The organism is Pseudoalteromonas luteoviolacea H33-S, assembly GCF_001625695.1.
Taxonomy (GTDB): Bacteria; Pseudomonadota; Gammaproteobacteria; order Enterobacterales; family Alteromonadaceae; genus Pseudoalteromonas; species Pseudoalteromonas luteoviolacea_B.
In genome coordinates this window covers 47,276-66,586 of the sequence record NZ_AUXY01000072.1, presented here as the reverse complement: position 1 = coordinate 66,586, position 19,311 = coordinate 47,276, and the positions used below count along the sequence as shown (strand labels likewise).

At 43.2% G+C, this 19,311-nt stretch carries 16 protein-coding genes and 2 pseudogenes; 14 read left to right on the top strand and 4 right to left on the bottom strand.

The features are described from left to right. The first annotated feature begins 55 nt into the window (after positions 1 to 55). The 9 genes from N477_RS12785 to N477_RS12745 all read left to right on the top strand — a co-directional run bounded on the left by N477_RS12785 (position 56) and on the right by N477_RS12745 (position 12,458). Entirely contained in the window at positions 56 to 2,563 is a 2,508-nt protein-coding gene (locus tag N477_RS12785) for a TonB-dependent receptor (RefSeq protein WP_063363343.1), read from the top strand. A 21-nt stretch (positions 2,564 to 2,584) separates the two neighbouring features. Then, the gene (locus N477_RS26290; RefSeq protein WP_063363342.1) at positions 2,585 to 4,513 is read left to right on the top strand and encodes a choice-of-anchor tandem repeat GloVer-containing protein; all 1,929 of its coding nucleotides are present in this window, start codon (positions 2,585 to 2,587) and stop codon (positions 4,511 to 4,513) included. A 129-nt stretch (positions 4,514 to 4,642) separates the two neighbouring features. After that, positions 4,643 to 5,251 (top strand): heme acquisition protein HasA, encoded by a 609-nt coding sequence (locus tag N477_RS12775; RefSeq protein ID WP_063363341.1) that lies wholly within the window; start codon positions 4,643 to 4,645, stop codon positions 5,249 to 5,251. 55 nt (positions 5,252 to 5,306) lie between these two features. After that, positions 5,307 to 7,196, top strand: a complete 1,890-nt coding sequence (locus N477_RS12770; protein WP_063363340.1) for a hypothetical protein — start codon at positions 5,307 to 5,309, stop codon at positions 7,194 to 7,196. After that, positions 7,193 to 8,899 (top strand): type I secretion system permease/ATPase, encoded by a 1,707-nt coding sequence (locus N477_RS12765; protein ID WP_196760615.1) that lies wholly within the window; start codon positions 7,193 to 7,195, stop codon positions 8,897 to 8,899. Before N477_RS12770 ends, N477_RS12765 begins: the two co-directional genes overlap by 4 nt. Position 8,900: 1 nt before the next feature. Next, positions 8,901 to 10,184, top strand: a complete 1,284-nt coding sequence (locus tag N477_RS12760) for an HlyD family type I secretion periplasmic adaptor subunit (RefSeq protein WP_063363339.1) — start codon at positions 8,901 to 8,903, stop codon at positions 10,182 to 10,184. Positions 10,185 to 10,492: 308 nt separating this feature from the next. Continuing rightward, on the top strand, positions 10,493 to 11,203 hold the full coding sequence (gene exbB, locus N477_RS12755; protein WP_081216565.1) for a tonB-system energizer ExbB: 711 nt from the start codon (positions 10,493 to 10,495) through the stop codon (positions 11,201 to 11,203). 1 nt (position 11,204) lies between these two features. Then, entirely contained in the window at positions 11,205 to 11,624 is a 420-nt protein-coding gene (locus tag N477_RS12750; protein ID WP_063363338.1) for a biopolymer transporter ExbD, read from the top strand. Continuing rightward, positions 11,625 to 12,458 (top strand): energy transducer TonB, encoded by an 834-nt coding sequence (locus N477_RS12745; protein WP_063363337.1) that lies wholly within the window; start codon positions 11,625 to 11,627, stop codon positions 12,456 to 12,458. Positions 12,459 to 12,725: 267 nt separating this feature from the next. Here N477_RS12745 and N477_RS12740 read toward each other — a convergent pair whose 3' ends face one another. Then, the gene (locus N477_RS12740; protein ID WP_063363336.1) at positions 12,726 to 13,004 is read right to left on the bottom strand and encodes a helix-turn-helix domain-containing protein; all 279 of its coding nucleotides are present in this window, start codon (positions 13,002 to 13,004) and stop codon (positions 12,726 to 12,728) included. 283 nt (positions 13,005 to 13,287) lie between these two features. On the opposite strand from N477_RS12740, the gene N477_RS12735 reads away from it, so the two are divergent. Together N477_RS12735 and N477_RS12730 are read left to right on the top strand one after the other, a co-directional pair. Then, on the top strand, positions 13,288 to 13,536 hold the full coding sequence (locus tag N477_RS12735) for a helix-turn-helix domain-containing protein (protein ID WP_063363335.1): 249 nt from the start codon (positions 13,288 to 13,290) through the stop codon (positions 13,534 to 13,536). A gap of 201 nt (positions 13,537 to 13,737) precedes the next feature. Then, positions 13,738 to 14,322 carry a hypothetical protein gene (locus N477_RS12730; protein ID WP_063363334.1) on the top strand — a complete coding sequence of 195 codons (585 nt, stop codon included), beginning with the start codon at positions 13,738 to 13,740 and terminating at the stop codon, positions 14,320 to 14,322. 944 nt (positions 14,323 to 15,266) lie between these two features. Here the strand turns inward: N477_RS12730 and N477_RS12720 are convergent. Then, positions 15,267 to 15,554, bottom strand: a complete 288-nt coding sequence (locus N477_RS12720; protein ID WP_063363332.1) for a helix-turn-helix transcriptional regulator — start codon at positions 15,552 to 15,554, stop codon at positions 15,267 to 15,269. A 242-nt stretch (positions 15,555 to 15,796) separates the two neighbouring features. Between N477_RS12720 and N477_RS26025 the strand changes: the two are divergent. The 3 genes and pseudogenes from N477_RS26025 to N477_RS12700 all read left to right on the top strand — a co-directional run. Beyond that, positions 15,797 to 16,751, top strand: a pseudogene (locus N477_RS26025) (IS3 family transposase); the annotation flags it as partial. A 192-nt stretch (positions 16,752 to 16,943) separates the two neighbouring features. Beyond that, positions 16,944 to 17,996 carry an IS110 family transposase gene (locus tag N477_RS12705; protein WP_063363330.1) on the top strand — a complete coding sequence of 351 codons (1,053 nt, stop codon included), beginning with the start codon at positions 16,944 to 16,946 and terminating at the stop codon, positions 17,994 to 17,996. Positions 17,997 to 18,014: 18 nt separating this feature from the next. Continuing rightward, positions 18,015 to 18,209: pseudogene (locus tag N477_RS12700) on the top strand (IS3 family transposase); the annotation flags it as partial. A gap of 89 nt (positions 18,210 to 18,298) precedes the next feature. Here N477_RS12700 and N477_RS26680 read toward each other — a convergent pair. Together N477_RS26680 and N477_RS12695 are read right to left on the bottom strand one after the other, a co-directional pair. Continuing rightward, positions 18,299 to 18,439 carry a hypothetical protein gene (locus tag N477_RS26680; RefSeq protein WP_419555241.1) on the bottom strand — a complete coding sequence of 47 codons (141 nt, stop codon included), beginning with the start codon at positions 18,437 to 18,439 and terminating at the stop codon, positions 18,299 to 18,301. A 71-nt stretch (positions 18,440 to 18,510) separates the two neighbouring features. Then, positions 18,511 to 19,002, bottom strand: coding sequence for a lecithin retinol acyltransferase family protein (locus tag N477_RS12695; protein WP_063363328.1), 492 nt, complete (start codon positions 19,000 to 19,002; stop codon positions 18,511 to 18,513). Between the last annotated feature and the right edge of the window lie 309 nt (positions 19,003 to 19,311).

The following is a 19,311-nucleotide window of genomic DNA, read 5'->3' as shown; positions in this document are numbered from 1 at the left end:
TTTTTTTTGACTGCCCCGTCCTATATGTAGCTCTAAATAAAAATGAGAACTATTTATGATAGGCGACAGGACTCCTCGCTCAATTTTGACCGCATTGTTATGTACTGGACTTGCTCTACCCACGGCAGCTCTGGCACAGCAGGCGCACCAAATAAATATCCCCAAAGGGAGTTTGGCGGAAGCACTCAACACGCTAGCCCTGCAAACAGGTGTATTATTGCAATTCGATCCTAATCAAATTGGCAGTGCACAAACTTCGGGCCTCAAGGGCGAGTTTGTGCTGAGTGACGGATTTGAACAGCTACTAACGGGCACAGGCTTGTATGCCGAAAAAACCGCAAATGGCAGCTATGTAATTCGTGCGATTGCCGCAGATCAGGCTGTATTGCTTGATACATTAGACATATATGCCAGCAACAATGCGCATACTGAGATTTACCAATCAGCATCTTCCGATACCAAGCTGGGCCAGCAACAGCTGACTCGTGTGGCACCACGTGATACCTCTGATATTTTTTACAATGTACCTGGTGTTGCGACTTCACAATCGAGACAAGAACCCGGTGTTGCTGTCAATGTCAGAGGCATACAAGATTTTGGCCGTGTGAACGTCATGATAGACGGTGCCAGACAAAACTTTCAACGCAGTGGCCACGGAGCAAATGGCACAGTCTATTTAGACCCACAATTATTATCGAGTGTTGATATTGCCAAAGGCCCTGTTGGTGATGTAGGTGGCGCAGGCGCCATCGGGGGTGTTGTTAATTTTAAAACGCTTGAATTTGATGATCTGGCTTTAGAGGGTAAAGACCACGGCACTAAGCTGTCACTCGCCACAGGCAGTAATGCCTACCACATGCAAGGACTGTTAGCCTCTGCTGTGCGTGTGGGAAACGATTTAGAGCTGGTTGCTGCCGTTGGCAGAAAAAACGTCGGTAGATTTGAGCCAGGACAAAGCGGTGGTAACGCAGGTAAAAGTGAATACTTCGACGCATTAAGCGCATTTACTGAGCAAGATCAATGGTCTTCGCTACTTAAAGCCAGTTACAAAATTAACGACCAACAAGCGGTGAAGCTAAGCTATATTGGTTTTTACGCCAACTTTGAAGAAGGCTCAACTACAGATCAATCAAACCCTGACAATAAACCAAGCGCCACCAGCAAGCTTAATAATGACACCATTAAGCTAGATTATGTCTGGAATCCAAATTCCGACTATCTCGATTTAAACGCCAGTATTTACTACAACCGTACAAAAATGCGTCAACACCAATTTGAATCGGGTGACACAGCCAATCCTTACGGTGAATTTGAACTAGAGTTCGAAACCAATACTGTTGGTATGGTCATCGAAAACCTTGCATTCTTTAGTCTTGATCACAGCTGGTTACCAGAAACAGACTCACTGCTCATGCTTAACACAGGCACCGAGTATTTTAGAGATTGGACGCAGCCTCAAGCCATTCAGCAAACACCAGGTTCTGGCGATCCAACTTGGTTTACTGGCGCGACACCGGGCGGTGAGCGTGCTGTTACCAGTATTTTTACCCAAGCAGAATGGCAGTATGGTGAGCATATCTCAATCGAAGCTGGTGCTCGGTACGAACACTTTTCTATTGAGGGAAAAGGCGAGATCAACTCAGGATCTATCCTTAATCCGCCGGGCGTCCGCCCAGCTAGAACACTTGTTTTCACTAACTTTGAAGTGGCACGCCATGATGAATATGTCTCGCCTAACCTGCGTTTTGCCTATCGTTTCACGGATGAAATACAAGCATATATAAGTTCGTCAAAAGGGGTGAGGCATCCTGCAATCACAGAAACATTGCTATTTGGTATGCATGTGGGCAATAGCTTCCCATTTTACCCAAACCCAGGCTTAAAAGCAGAGAAGTCCCACAATAATGAAGTGGGCGTTAATTTCGAGCTCAGCCAATTGGCGAATGCGCATGACCTATTTATCAAAGCGGGCTGGTTCGATAATACCGTTGATAACTTTATTGTTCAGGGCACCGTAATGAGCCCCACCTCCGTAGCAGATAAAAGTGGCATACGAAGCTATGTCAACTTGTTTGATGAAGTGCGCTTTGAAGGTATTGAGCTGCAAGCAGATTATGAGTCCAACTTTGTCTTTGCCGAACTTAACTATACCAAGATGAACTTTGACCCAGGACAAGGGGACTATGACCCATTCCCATTAGGCAGTCAGGTTGGCTTCCCAGAAACAAATCTAGGTAAAACAAAATCAGGCGGCCTGCTTTATATACAGCCCGCTAAACACAGTGGCGCTTTAACATTGGGCGTAAAACTCCTCAATGACAAATTGAAGTTTGGTACACGTATCCGAGTAGAAGATAACGATGGCCGTGGCGGTACCGCTTATGAGGATGTAGTGGATTGGGAAATATATGACCTATGGCTGGATTATCAGTATTCACCGCGCCTCCAACTACGTTTGTCTGTCGATAACTTAAAAGACCTCAATTACGCAGAAGCCAATGGCACCTCATATTGGATCGCACCAGGACGCAGTGTGATCGGACGAATCAACATAAAATTCTAATTAAAGACAAGGGTAAAAATCATGCAAAAAGCTTTTAAGCTAGCACTCATCAGCAGCGCTTTAATGAGCGCAAACTTAGCGAGTGCCGCTGAAATCAACCTGCAACAGTTACATGTATTTGGCACTGCCCAGACTATCATGCTTGGTGGAGAAAAAGGCATGCTACCAGCTAAGCCTCCCACATTACACCCACAAAGCGGCAAGCTAATTGGCACCATGATGTCTGGTGCAGGCAGTGATTTTGCCACATTAGCACAATCTGGTATTTACTCTTTTACGCCCAAGTTGACTGATGGCAAGCTCACTGACTTCAGCACGCAAATCAACACAGTAAATAATGACATCGGTGCATTTACCACGAATGTCATCATTAATAGCCAAGGCGTTGCTTTTGGTGGCGCGAAATCTAGTCTCTTTAAGTGGACAGAAGAAGACGGCATGCAAGATGCGTTCGATGGCATTGACCTGACTGTTCTCAATGGCGGTAGCTTCGATATCAGCGGCCTACTGACTGTTGATGCACAGGATAATGTCTACTTCGCAGCTTCTCAGCGCAACGATGACTTTTTCGCGCTTGTGCGCTTAAGCCATAATGGCGAGCTGGCTGTATTAGTCGACTTTGGTCGCGATGAATACAAAGAAGCCGTGGGCGACTCTTTTATTTATACCAAAGGCCAGTCACCAGCAGCACTTATCTTCAGTGCTGATGACAACGCAATTTATGGACTCGCGCATAAAAATGCAAACTCGGCGGGTGCCGGCGACAATGCAGGACTAGATGGGGACGATTTCGCGAGCGGTACCTTATTTAAAATCGATTTAGCTAACGTCGCCACGGACGGTAGCACAGAAGTCATTGTACTTAACTCTTTTTCAAACAATCTACATGGTTTAATTGACGATCACTCTCTGGCGACAAATTCAGTCGTTGAACAAGGTGAGTGGTTATACGGTACGTCAGCTAAGACGCTATGGCGCATTCATAAAAACACAGAAAATAGCTTTACTGTCATCCATACATTTGGTGAGCAAGATAACGGTATAGACGCTGTGCAAGATGGTCATATTCCTGCTGGTCCACTTGTCGCTGCTGCCGATGGCAATATTTATGGTACAACCAGAGCCAGTGGTGGTGATGAGCAAGGCGCTGGCGTATTGTACCGCATTAACGTTAGCGCGGATGCAACAGACGTCAACAGAGAAAAAGATGACTTTGAAATTATTCAATCCTTTGATGAGCAAGCATCTATTCGACCTGTCGGTCTCACATCTGGTGCAATCGCTGACGAAAAGCACACATTATATGGCGCAACCAATGGTGACAATAGCACCGAAGCTGGCGGCATATTTGAGTTCACAGTCAACCAACACACTTTAAGCTTTAGCACAGAAACCGAAGAACTCACTCTGGGCGAGAGCCTTGATCTCAGCTGGCAGTCGATCAATATCAGCGACTGTACAGCGAGTGGTGACTGGGAAGGCGCAAAAGAAGCCAATGGTCAGGAGTCGATCACGCCCGATACAGAAGGTGAAAAATCTTATGTATTGACCTGTAAAGACACCGATCAAAAAACCTATACCCGCACACTTGAATTACTCGTTGGCGCTGAGCCAGAACCGGAGCCAGAACCGGAGCCAGAACCGGAGCCAGAACCAGAACCGGAGCCAGAACCAGAACCGGAGCCAGAACCAGAACCAGAACCGGAGCCAGAACCAGAACCGGAGCCTGAGCCTGAGCCAGATACTGGCACAAAACCGGAACCAACACCTGATCCAGACAAGGGTACAGATCCAGCACCTGCGCCAGATACAAGCACAGATCCGGAACCAACTCCTGAACCAGCGCCAGAGCCTGAAGAAGATAAAGGCAGCAGTGGTTCATTTGGTGGCTGGATATTGGCACTCGGTGCATTGGTAATGGGCCGTCGTTTTTATAAAAAAACCAAGTAAACCAATTTCTAATTGCACGGGGAAACCCGTGCTGAAAACAACAGAAATATCAGCATGGCGCGCAGCTGATATTTCTCCTAACGACCTTTAGGTCAATATTATTAAATAATCAAAAATTAAGGATTTACCATGTCTATACAAGTAACATACAGTGCTAGCTACTCTTTCTCAGGCCTTGACACGTTTTTTGGTCATGCCTCAAATTTCTTTAAAAATACAGATTATAACGAGAACATCGGTAGCTTCGCGGGTGCTGAGAACCCTAACCCTACTGTTGATCTTGGCTTCTGGGGTCTATTCGGTACTTTCTCTGGTACTCAGTATGCACAAGAAGGCCAAGTTGGTGCTGAAAACCTAGGCTTCATTATTCAAGCAGCTGATGGCTCTTACATCGATTACACCTTCTTCGCAGGTCCTTCGCACACTATGTATGGTGAAATTGCATCAATTTCATTCGGCCGCGGTCTAACACAAGGTGCAAACGGTGAGTACAGCTTCACGGAAGATCTAGTGAGCTTCGACGGCTTAGATACAATCAATCTTAACGCTGGCTTTGATGCAAATGGTGGTGTCATTGGTCGCCATGAAGGGACTAACACAACCCACAATATTGTTGATGGCATGAAAGACTCTGACTTCGGCTACTTCATGAACGTACTAACTCAAAACGGTATCGATCTGACAACAAACGATACAGTTGGTGTTTCAAGTCTAGCTGACTTTGACCTAGTCGCTTAACCTCCTGTGCACTGCAGCTTTGCTGCAGTGCAATTTGCCATTTATTGAGCCTACTATGAAAAAACTTTGCCTCTGCTTGCTATCCCTGTCTTTCTCTAGTCTTGCAACCACAGCTGTAGAAGGGATCAGTGTTAATCACCTAACGTCTTTACACTCTACAGGCCCTGTCGGTTGGCCAACCGCAGGTAAGCCATTTGCGCCGCCAATTTATAACGCTGAGCGTGATCAACTCATCGGATTATCTTACTTTGGATATAAAGATGAGACTGCTCCAAGCATGTGGGGACTAGCACCAGTACAAGGACATTACTTCGCACTTGCAAAAGAGGTTGCAGGCTTTGTTGGTTTCGCAGAGCACCCAACAGAAGACAAGCTCTATAGTATCGATCTCAAGGGCAATGTATTTTCTGTGCACTCAGATGGCAGTAACAAAGTCATTTTATTTGACAACACAGAACAAGAGCTCAACAACAGACCAAATGTACAGCCTATTTTCGATAATCAAGAACGACTGCTATTTATCGATACCGATCATAAAACTTACTCTCGATTAATGCGTTTAGAAAAAGACAACACATTGACGGAGCTATACAGATTTAACAACAACCCCCATGGCGACTTCACCGCTGCTGGCGGCATGCTATTGAGTGGTAATACACTTTATGGCTATTTAGGTTACCCTCGCGGCATACCGCACCTTAATACACTCTCAATCGATGATGACTTTGTCGTCGGTGCACTCTATGCAGTAGAGCTCGGTGAAAACCCCATTGCAGCCTTGCCCTTGATCCATGAATTTACCCTCAACCAAGGTGAAGTACCCTGGCACACCCGCAGCGGTGATGAAGGCCGTATTGCCACCTACCTAGTTGAAGATGAAGCGGGCTATCTATATGGTTCTACGACCGTGGGGAGCTGCAGGTCCAAAGGAATTATTAGTTATAGCGGTAAAGCCATCGGTTTTGCCAGCGGTCTCTGTGGTGGAGACTCCCAAGTTCACAATGTCATTGAAAAAAATGAGCGCTTGATCCACACAGAGTATCCACATTATGAAGGCAGTAATCCCCATGGCTCACTCTTTAGAATTAAAAAAGATGGCTCTGAGTTTAATTTGCTGCATACATTCAATGGCGAAAACGGCAGTCAACCCCGTGGTCCTATGGTGATAACCGATACAGGCTTTTTGTATGGCACCACCATGAGCGGTGGCATACATAAGAGTGAAAATACACAAGTACTTGAAGGCAATGAGTATCCAAACCACCCTGGAAATATGACACTCGATGGGACTATTTATCGACTTAATTTAGCGGATATACAAATTGAAAATGGCCAAATCATTGAAAGTGGGTTTGAACATGTGCATTCGTTTAAAGCTGGAATTGCCGAAGACTCAGATGGCAAGGTACCAACCGGACTCATGTTAGCTGAAAACGGTAAACTGTATGGTACCACCCTGTATGGTGGTAGAGGCTACTCAGATCAATATGGAGGAACTTTTCTCGCCGACAACCGAGGTACGGTTTTTGAGGTCGATTTAAGTGGTTTAAAACCAACCGGCTCTGTGTCTATCAGTATCACGCCTGGCAATGCCCAACTTGGTGAAGAAGTAGAAGTCACTTGGAGTAGCCACAATGCAGCTGACTGTGTTGCGATTGGCGGCGTGGCTGTCGGTGATTGGGTGCCAGATGGACAAATCGAGTCGCAAGGCAGTATTAAAATCTCACCTGAGTCAGGTATTTACACCTTTACAATTAACTGTCGAGATGCCGATGTTGGTTCACGATTAGGTGCGCTATCGACGCTTTACGTCAATGCAGAAGCAAAAATAAAACAAGAAGAAACCTTAAGCTATGGTAATGGTGGCGCACTTGGTTTTGCAGCTTTGACATTCTTAAGTGCGCTAGGTGTGAGACGACTTCGCCGCCGTAGGAGCCAATCATGAAACCCATGATGGTGCCAAGTGAAGCCTTAAAGCGCGCCTTACATAAGCAAAAGCGTAGCCTGCTGCATGTTGCTGGGTTCAGCGCCATTATCAACTTGCTCATGTTGATCCCCGCGATTTACATGTTGCAAGTGTACGACCGCGTTTTAAGCTCTGCGAATATAGATACTTTATTGTTGATTTCCATCATAGTTGCGGGCTTCTTTTTATTAATGGGCGCACTAGAGTGGGTCCGTAGCCGCGTACTGATTGGCATAAGCGAACATTTTGATAACGAGCTACATACGCAGGTATTTGACGCTGTTTATCAACATCAAATCAAGGTTGGTAATGCTAACCCAGGCCTGTTGATTAACGACCTTAACCAAGTTCGTCAATTTATGACCGGGACGGGCATATTTGCGTTTTTTGATGCCCCTTGGGCCCCGCTTTTCCTTATTGTATTATTTTTCTTTCACCCATTGCTGGGCACAATAGCCCTCGTCGGTACGGTGATCTTACTGATACTGGCACTACTCAACGAAGTCTGGGCGAAAAAGCCCTTACAGGCATCTTCACAAGCCACAGCCAATGCCACGCGCCTTGCCAGTGGCATCATTAACAATGCTGAAGTTGCACAAGCGATGGGGATGCAACACAGTTTGCAAAGCCGCTGGCAGGCACAGCATCAAGCGGGTATTCGCCATCAAAGTGAAGCCAGTAATCTCAGCTCTGTGCTCACCGCAACCAGTAAAATATTGCGCCTTGCACTGCAATCGGTTGTTTTAGGCGCTGGCGCTTGGCTTGCCGTTGACGGCCAGATCACCGCAGGCATGATGATCGCTGGTTCCATTATCGCAGGACGTATGTTATCTCCAGTGGAGCAACTCGTCGGGGCATTTAAACAGTGGCAAAGCGTGAAACTCTCTCGTCAACGTCTCGATGCCCTGCTGCATCAGTACCCAGAGCCTCAAACTGGACTAGATTTACCAACCCCGACGGGCAAACTCAGTGTAGAAAATGCCACTTTGATCCCACCGATGGCGCAAACTCCTTCTCTGAGTAACATCAACTTTGAGATTAATCCCGGAGAAATTTTAGCGATCATAGGCCCCTCTGGCGCTGGTAAATCATCAATTGCGCGCCTTATTACAGGTATTTGGGCACCGCGAATGGGCAAAGTGCGCTTAGATGGTGCCGATATTTTTCAATGGAACAAGCAGAGCCTAGGCCCACACTTGGGGTATTTGCCTCAAGATGTGGGCTTATTTGCAGGTAGCATCAGTGAGAATATTGCCCGATTTGGCGACATTAATGACGCAGCTGTCATCAAAGCGGCGCAATTGGCAGGCGTGCATGAGATGATCTTAAAATTACCCGATGGCTACAATACCGTGCTGGGTGACGGGGGCATGGGCTTATCCGGCGGTGAAAAGCAGCGCATAGGCCTTGCCAGAGCAGTGTATGGTGACCCAAAACTGGTCATTTTAGATGAAGCCAATTCTAACCTAGATGATGCCGGTGAAGCCGCACTGGCTAACACCCTTAAAACACTCAAGCAGTCTGGTTCTAGTATTATTTTTATCACCCACAGAGCCAATATTTTAAATCTAAGCGATAAGATCTTGTTACTTAACAAGGGCCATGTGCAAGCATTTGGTCCTAAACAGCAAGTACTTGGAGCGATGCAGCAAGCCAAGCAAGGTCAAAGAGGAGCAGCGTAACGTGACAACACAGCACACTATCGCGGGAAGCAAACATATTCGACTTGGCTGGACGATCATCGCGCTAAGCTTGGGCATATTTTTACTCTGGGGTGCATTTGCCCCACTCGACAAAGGCGTGGTCGTTGAGGGCCAAGTCATCGTTTCTGGCCACAAAAAGCAGATCCAAGCTCCGCAACACGGCGTACTTGACCAATTATTGGTGCAAAATGGACAGTGGGTAGAGCAAGGTGAGGCGCTGCTGATCCTAGATAGCAAGGTGGCAAAAAGTCAGCTTGCCGCTGCAACCACACAGTACTATTTAGCACTGGCTGAAAAAGAGCGCCTAGATGCAGAGTTACGCGATGCGCAGCAGCTCATTTACTCGGATACTCTGACAAGCGTGGATTTACCGCAAGCTGTTCAAGCGATGGCGCTAAATCAGCAAATGTTCGAGCAACGTCGCGCGGCCTTGAAAGCACAACTTAAGTTAATGCTCGACAATAAGCACACTACGCAATCTCGCATTTCGGGTCTTACCCATGTTGTTGATAGCCATAAGCAAAGAGCAGAGGTGTACGATAATTGGGTGAATGATACCCAAGCTTTGGTGAAAAAAGGCTTTCAATCACAAGAACAACTGTATCAGCTAAAGGCACAAGCCGCCGAAATTCGCGCTGATTTGGCCAATGCGCAATCCGAGCTCTTGTCTCAACAAGCCAGACTATTAGAGCTAGATACTCAACACCAGCAAACCCTCAAAGGCTATCGTCAAGAAGTCAGTCAGCAAAGAGCGAAGAACCAATCTAGCATCAGTGACTTCAAACAAAGAATGACAGCAGCTCAATTTAGCTTGGACAACAGTGAAATTCGTGCGCCTGTTGCAGGTCAAGTTGTTGGCTTGGACGCATTTGGTGATGTGGTGTCTCAATCTCAATTGTTGATGGAAATTGTCCCTAAAGGGCAAAGGTTGATAGTGAATGCCAAAATCCCAAGTAACTTGATAGACAGTGTTGCCCTTGGTCAAGATGTCGATCTGCTATTCAGCGCATTCAATACCAGCACAACCCCGAAAGTAAAAGGACAGGTTGAGCGCCTAGCCCAAGACACCATCAATGATGAGCGCACTGGGCAGCCTTATTACCAAGTGGCGATCCGCGTTAATCAAGATGCACTGAGTGATAGTTTGGTGTTGCAACCAGGTATGCCAGTGCAAGCGTTTGTTAAAAATGGGGAGCGCCCCATGCTCAGCTACCTACTCAAACCGCTGACTGACAGAATTCCCAATGCCATGGCAGATATTTAAAAAATGTACCTATTTTGATACACTTATCGAACTTGGTCATAGTGCCCGCCATTTCCCCGATGTCATTTTGCATCATCGGCGGGCCTATTTTGATCGAGCGCCTTTTTCAGTAAGGCAGCTAACAACACATCTTATTCAGCCATCGCCAAGCTCAAGACTACCATCCAATATAATCAAACTGTGACCGAGCCATAGCAGCTATTTTCTGGTCACAGAATAAAAAGTTAAAAAAGTATTACTGTTTTTTTAATCTCATGCGTTCTTTAACTATAGGGGTTTGTTTTTAGTGAAGTCAGAGGTTTATAACAATGAAAAAAGCTTTCGCCTTTTTGGCGCTCGCACCCACTTTTAGTGCATCTGCGAGCGGCACGGGGTCGCTCACGGCCTATGCCATGTTTATGCAGGCAGACTGGGTGGTCAAAAGCGTGATGTTGATGTTAGTCGCCGCCTCTGTTGCTTGCTGGGCCGTATTTATTACCAAGCAGAAGCAAATTAAACTCGCGCAAAAGCGCCTCTCACACTTATTAGCACACAGCCGCAACCAAGATGATCTGATAAAGCTAAACAATGCAGATGTATTAGAAGCGCAACTCGTCGAAGAGGTTCTAATCGAAATGGACTGGGGCGCCAAAAATAATGCCACAGCTGAAGGGGTCAAGGAAAGATCTCTGCAGCGCATGAAAACCCGTGCCGACGAATTCACGGATGGCCTCACTCAAGGCACGGGTTCTTTAGCCTCTATTGGCTCCACCGCCCCTTTTATTGGCCTGTTTGGCACCGTTTGGGGAATTATGAACAGCTTTATTGGTATTGCGGCGACTAATAGCACCAACTTAGCCGTGGTTGCACCGGGCATCGCAGAGGCCCTTTTGGCCACCGCTTTAGGCTTAGTCGCGGCTATTCCCGCAGTCTTAATGTACAATCACTTTACTCGCAATATCGCACTATATCGTAAGCAACTCAATGCATTTTCAAGCCAACTGTTAGTTTTGGCTGGCCGCCAACTGGAGCTGCGTTGATATGGCGATGATGAATGATGGCGACCAAGACGAGTTTGCACTCAATAATGAGATCAACATGACGCCGTTTATCGATGTCATGTTAGTATTATTGATCATCTTCATGGTAGCCGCGCCTCTGTCGACCGTTTCTGTGCCGCTTGAGCTCCCCGGCGCCGATGCACAGGCGCAAACCTTAGAACAAAACCAGCTTATCTTGTCATTAGACAAAGAGTTACAGCTATTTTTAGGCGATCAAGCGGTGTCCAAAGACGGGCTAGAAGCCGCGCTCAATATAGCGAGCCACAATAACCCTGAGCAAATCGTGTTTATCCGAGCCGACGAAAAAGTAGATTATGGCAATGTAATAGGCGTACTTAATACATTACGCAGTATCGGCTACCTCAATGTGTCCCTCATTGGTGAAGAGGATTTAAATTAAGTGCTCACTCGCCGTGATTGGTTGTTAGGATTTTTTTGGGCTGTTTGCTTGCACCTTGTCATACTCGGTGCAGCGCTTTGGCATTGGCAACCCCATACGCCTGCAAAACCTGCCATATCAAAAGCGCCGTTTGTGGTAAAACTAGCTCCATTAGCTAAAGCCAAAAGTCAGTCTCAAGAGCTGCAAAATGCGCAGGCTCAATCGGCCAACACACCGCCACCAAAAGCGCTTCCAACCACCCCATCGAGCGACATCGCTTTAGCCCATGATGGGAAGATAGCCATGGCCAAAAAACCGCAGAAACCCCAAGAACCGAAGCCTAAACCTGAACCTAAGCCAACACAGGACCGTAAGCCCAAACTTGAACAAGTCGCTGAGCAACCACCGCAAGCCCCCAAGCCAGAACAGCTGCTGGAATTACCCAAGCAAGACGCTGAAAAACCAGCAAAGCAAGAAAGTGTCGCCAGTCGCGCTAAAGAAATTGAAACAGATGCCACTGCACAGCAAAATCAAGCCCTGCAGCAAGGTCAGGATACCCAACTTGCATTAGTCGCTAAGCAAACTTGGCAGGCGGTGCTCATCGCCCACCTTGCGAAGAAAAAACGCTATCCCACAATAGCCCGTAAAAGAGGCCAAGAAGCAACGATTATGGTCAGTTTTGATATCGACGATAAAGGCCAGGCACGCAATATCGAAATTGTGCAATCATCCCGCTATCCGCTACTCAATAAAGAAGCCAAAAGCGTTGTTAAACGCGCACAACCCCTACCGCTGCCACCACCGGCAATGCGCGAGCACACCGTCATGGTGCCCGTGCGATTTTATTTAATGTAGGTAACAAGCTGCCTTGCCACTTTAATCAATGTACTGTTTATTCCAAAATAAGCAGAAGGTCACATTAGTTAATAAAGACAGCCAAACATGGATAATCCACCAAAGGAAAGATTAATAGATACCAAATTTAAAAAAGTTTAATTTATTAAAATTTATACTTATTAAATTAAATCTACAATATAATTAAACCCATAAACACTATGAAAGCGAGATTTTCATTATGTGGTACAAATGTAATTAAAAAAGTAATCACTCGACGCGACTACTTTACAGCCTAGCCGCCATACTATTGTCTTTACCTGTATATTGAATAAATGGGCAATCAAATTCATCACCAAAAATCAAATACATTTCGTAAAGCTGGGCCAATGTCATCACCGTCCTGCCGGTTTCAAAATTACTAATAGTTGCTTGATCTACACAGAGCTTTGCTCCCAATTGGGTTTGCGTCAGATTATTCTTTTTTCTTAACCTGCGTAAATTGTGCTGAACCTCAGACATTAAGTCGTTCACTGTTACTTTTCTTCTTATGACATTATTTTTCATCGTTTCCCTCGAAAATTCACCAACATACTACTCTAAAATCAGTTTCCATATTTACTTATGAAAATGCATTGTTAATAATATAAAATGGTTAATGTGGAAAAATCTTCGAATTTTATGAAAAGGAATATTTATGAGAAATTTTCTTACCTTCAGCATTTTTGTAAAAATTCAAAGCTTGATGTAGCAAGTCTCATCACACTGTTTAAGACATAATGTAAGACATAATGCCTTATACAGTTACATGAGATAAAACCTTTGATATTTATCCAAAAGGAAATCAAATGTGATAAGCGGTGACGACCTCAAAGCCATGCGCAAAAAAGCAGGCTTCACTCAAAAGCAAATGGCCGATAAGCTCAATATCACCAGAGAAACGGTGAGTAATTATGAGCTTGGGGTCGGTGAGCCACGGATGAGTCATTTTTTCAAATGGCTAGCTTATTGTAAAATTGACATTAACCCACTGATGATACAAATTAGCAATGTATCGAACAAATTAAACGATCCAAAAGACATTAACGATAAGGAATAATTATGAAATCACTCAACCAAGAATCTCTAAAAAAAGTCATTGGAGGCTCATTATTTATGCCAAAGCAACCTCATGAGATTCAAGTTATAACTCCACAAGGTTAAAACTATTTATTGGCGTATTTTATCAAGCTCAGAATTTATATAATCTCAGCTTTAGAATACATTACTGAATAAAGCTCAAATATAAGTAATTAACTCTATGAAAATGGTACATTTGATACTTGTTTCAGTCATTGCACTTATCGCTTTTTATCTGCAAATAGATGACCCTCAGGTAGTCTTTCACGTTTACCTTCCAGTACTAGCTTTCTGCTTTATATTTGGCTTACTGCAAAAAGAGCCTAATATTTGCCATATCTCTATTATGCTCGCCGTTGTTGCATTAACTGAATATAGTTTATTTAGTACCGGTCTCATAGATTTAGGTTCACCAGACGATGACTACCTCATTGTGGGTACCAAAATATTTGGCATACAACTGTTAATCAACCTATTTGCTATTGCGCTTTTTATTTTTAGAGTGCAAATTTCACGGTTTTTCTCAAGCTCAAGCAAGATTGTACTTACTGACTTTGATGGTCTTTTTCATTGGCTATTTATAGTAGCAGGTATTATGAATGTATTAGCCTTGATTGAAAATGCGTTAAGAAATGGCCTTGGTTGGCTATCTTTGACATTGATTTATGACATCTATACATTTGTTGGTTCAGCTATTATGGCTCTGACGTGTGGGTTATTACTCACCATGTTGATCTTACAAGCAAAAAATAAGCAACTTACTTAAGGTTGCCACTATTTTTTGCCTATATAAATGAAAATTTACATACCGTTTATGTCACTAAAATGTGGTGTAAAGTAAATATGAGAGAGCAACAGCGGCGTATGTACAGCAGTCGCTTTTGGTATTAAGGTCAGCTGCTTAACCATAACTTAGCGATGCACTATCGTGCCATTCGCTGCAAAAACATTGATGTACAGCGATTCAATTTACAAATAAGCGCCTGTTACACTGGCGCTTATTTTATTTGGAGCACACTTAGTTTCCCCTACATGCCTTAAACAACACTGTCGACTTAAGAGCTATAAAACAGCTAGTTAGAACAAGTAGACTGTTTGCACTATAGGTTGTATAGACAAGTATAGCATAATGAAGTTTAACTCTTATTGCTTCAATAGTGCTGCTTAGTCCGTTGACCTATGTGTTGCGACCTCACTCTCTCGCTCTTCTGCTTTTAATGCATAACTAAATTCGCACAACAAACACCGACATGGACCAATATCATTGCATTGTTGCGAACGTATAGTTTGAAATAAGGTACATCAATCCAATAATACTTATAGGCTAAAATTTCCAGCCAAGACACTAAGTTAATAAATGCGCCAAATAACATGAGTAAAATAATGCCACATTCTTGTAAAGTGAATACCTGCCTATTAAACACAAGTAGAAAGTAATTTATATGGGTCTTTTCATACAAGAATAGAGCCAGTGGTCTTCGATAAACTATCGGTAAGACTAAAGCAATGCACATGAAAAGATCTGCCAGATAATAATGTGTCCTCCACTGCATTATGGTAGGGTTTAATAAAATAATCACGATATCCAATACTGCATAACATATTAAAAACCACCTAGCCGTAGGTACTTTCCATGTTAAGAGTAGCGATATAGTGATCACAGTCAAAGGCAAGAACTCAACAAGCGAATAAAACTCTTTCATAATCTTGTCACTCCTTTTTTTGCTTTATATCAGCCGAAGATGTATGAGTCGTCACGTTAAACAGATCAAAAACCGCTGAAAAATCCTTACCAAAAATTAAAAATAGCTCAAAGAGATGGATGTAGGTCATGTCGGTTTTACCCGACTCATAATTAGAAATGGTCGCCTGGTCAACGCCAAGCTTCTTGCCGAGCTGCTCTTGAGTCCATTTTTTTTCCTTTCTTAAACGCCGCATTGAGCGCTGTACATAAGCCCTAAAGTTTTCAGTTTTTATCTGCCGTGAATTGGGTATCACACTGATTTCTCCTCCTTAACAGGTGGTGTCAACTTATCAGCCCCCTTTTTTACAAATCAACAAAGCCATAACAAAAAACTCTATTTATATTAGTGATTTATAAATGCATTTATAAAGTAAGAAAAATGTATTATTTCATATCTAGCTTTCAATTAGCTTTAAGACAATAGCAAGTAATTGATCTGCTGTAATTAAACAGGACACTTTGATAATGGAATATAATCCAATTATTGAGGTGTTAAATGACAAAAAGAACAAACAGAAGTTACACGGCTGAATTTAAACAAGAAGCCGTCGCATTAGTAACCGAGCAAGGTTATAGCGTATCTAAAGCGGCTGCGTCTTTAGGTATCACAGATAAATTACTTTATAACTGGAAAGCAAAATTTGAAGCAGAGCAATCAGGTTCGATTTTAAGTGCTGATGAGCGAGCCGAATTATTGAAGCTACGAAAGGAAGTTAAAGAGCTAAGGATGGAAAAGAAATATTAAAAAAGGCCAGCTCCCTCCTGCTAAGGGAAACGAAGTAGCGTTTCAAACAATTCAACAGCTAGCTACAGCGTTTCCTGTGGTGAAGCTTTGCAAGATAATGAAAGTAAGCCGAAGTGCTTATTACGCTTGGCTTAAACGCCCAGCTAAGATCATTACGGCTGAGCAACTTCATTTATATCGAAGAGCTAAAGCGATATTCAAGCGAAGTCGAAATAGCTTAGGCTACCGAGAACTGCGGAAACGGTTATGCAAGGAGGGACTAAATGTTAGCGAGTATGGCGTTAAAAAGTTAATGGCTAAGCTTGGCTTAGTTGTTACCCAGCGCATAGCCTATAAGGTAACAACCAAACGCAAGCACAGTGATACTGTTGCTGATAATTTACTGAATCAGAACTTTAATCCTGTTGCGCCTAATCAGGTATAGGCTGGTGATGTGACCTATTTAAGAACTGGCGAAGGCTGGATGTACCTAGCCATTGTTATGGACTTATATTCACGTCGTATCGTTGGTTGGCACATTGATAGACGCATGACCACAGACTTAGTGAGCAAAGCGATGATGAAAGCGTATAACTTACGCCAGCCACCAAAAGGCTTGGTGTTTCACTCTGATAGAGGTTCGCAATATACCAGTAAGCATTACCGAAAACTGTTAGCTAATTACGGCATTAGAGCGAGTATGGGTGATGTCGGAGCTTGTTGGGATATAGATAATATACTTAGTCATACTGACAGTGAATATCTGACCCGTGCTGGGATTGATCAAATATCTTTGTGTTGACCTGTCGATATTCATTAGTCAGTAATTTCATTATATTCAGTATCAGTGACCTAATAGGAGCATTGTATTGCAACATCTGTGTCCAGTCCTGTTACTGAGACTGTGAGGGCTGAGGATATGAATCGCAATGACATTTCTAACAATTTAACATTAGGTGTCGATACTCATTTAGATAATCATGTTGCTGTACTCGTTAATGATATTGGTCAAGTTGTCGACACCCAAGAGTTTACTGTAAATTCAACCGGCTATAGCCAACTGTACAAATGGTGCAAGTCATTTGGAACGGTGAACCAAGCTGGATTAGAAGGAACTGGCACATATGGTGCTGGCTTATGTAAGTTCTTACAAGAGCAAAAGGTTACTGTTTTTGAAGTTAACCGCCCTAATAGCGCTATAAGAAGGTTAAGGGGGAAATCGGATCCAACGGATGCTGAAAGTGCGGCTCGTTCTGTATTAGCCAAAGAATCTACTGCAATCCCAAAATCTCATGATGGCATAGTTGAAGCAATGAGATTTTTAGTTGTCGCAAGGAAAAGCTCCGTAAAGTCTAAGACACAAGCTATTAATCAAATTCGAGCTTTACTTGTGACAGCACCAGAGCATATTCGTCAACAGTGTTATGTTCCTTCGAGCTATCGGTGCATTACTGCTTGTAAAGCATTAGAAATGAACTCCGTAAACATACTTGAAGAAACATTAATATCAATGTTACAGCTGCTAGCAGAGCGATGGATGATGCTATCACAAGAGCTAAAAACAATTGATAAGAAACTTAAAGCTTTAACCAACTCAGCAGCTTCAACATTACTAGAGCAATATGGTGTTGGAAGCTATGTTGCAGCTACACTCCTTGTGGCTGCTGGTGACAACCCTGAGCGACTCAAGAAGGAATCATCATTTGCAGCCTTATGTGGAGTTAGTCCATTAGATGCATCTTCCGGTAAAAAGCAACGTCATAGGTTAAACAGAGGTGGAGCAAGAGATGCCAATAATGCACTTTGGACTGTAGCTTTGATTCGAATGCGTAATGATTTCAGAACAAGGAAATATGTAGAAAAGCGTTCATCAGAAGGGAAATCAAATAAAGAGATCCAGCGTTGTTTAAAACGCTATATTGCAAGAGAGTTATATCCAATAATAGTTTCTGATTTATCAAAGCTAACTTGACCTTGACATAGGAGCGTCAATTCTGTGGTTGAACGGTTCTTCGGCAGTTTAAAACACGATTGGTTGTTGAAAGTGCCTCAGCTAACTCGTGAATATATGAGAAATGATGTGACAGCGTATATGCGCTATTACAATTTAGAGCGACTTCATACAGCTAACTGTGATCAAACGCCAGTAGAGTATGAGCAAAGTTCCTTAAGAAAAGTGTCCTGATTTAGTTGCGCAGAACATCCTCCCGCCACTCAAGCAAATAGAACACGGATAGTTCAAGATCGGATAATAAATGATGAGTGCGTTTTGATTTATAACCGATGTACACGACCGTCTGAAAGCGCATCGTAAACAGTCAACCAAAGCTTATAATCTTGATTGTCACCTGCACCGCGTCCTTCTTTGATCCACTTACGATATTGCGCCTCTGTGTGGCCAATCTTCCTAGACATAATATACCGCTATAACTGATTGAAATTTCAGCATAGCGGTGTCAAATTACAGATGCAAATTTTAAAAGTGATTACTCTGATTGGGTTGCTAAAAAAGTAATCCCTGCAACTAAACAAGATAATATCAAAGCATTTTTTACTGGGCTTGACTCACTAGGAGTAAGCATGGCTGCAATAGCAGCAGCACCACCGGCAGCTTGAACAACAGCATTCTCTGATTTTAATAATGCTCCAGTGCCGAGAGCTGATATTAGATACTTTTGAACTTGTGTACTTTCTTTAACCAAACCACAGCATGTTCTAACAAAATGCTCGCAGTTTTCAGCAAAAAGATTATAAGGCAGCCCCAAATACTTTTTAGCCGTTTGAATAGCAATCGACTTATTATCAGCTTTTATTGAACTGACATTTATACTTTTTCCATCAGAAAATTCTTCTAGTGAGATTTCCATAACGGACTTAAACGTTTTAGAGTTATGAATGACCATATCATTTCCAATATACAACCCATAATGCTTAAAGCCTGTATATTGAATAGATAGAACATCTCCTACTGAGTACATATACTATTTCCTTATTAAATAAAAACTTATATATGGTCTTTTTTTAAACATTCAAGAATAGCTTTAGTGTTAAAACATAGAAGTTATTCAAATAAAAAAAGCCGACGATATGTCGGCTTTTTTGACTTTCTATAGTATGAAACTTTATTGTTTGGGATGATACTTTATTGTTGTGGATGAAACTATATTGTTCACCCACACTTATGTGGGCCCGTAATATAGTTTCATACTGAATGGGGCTGTAGAGACTGTGTTTTGGTTTGAAAGTTTGAGCCTAGGAAATAAAGTTTCATACAATATTTGGTAAAC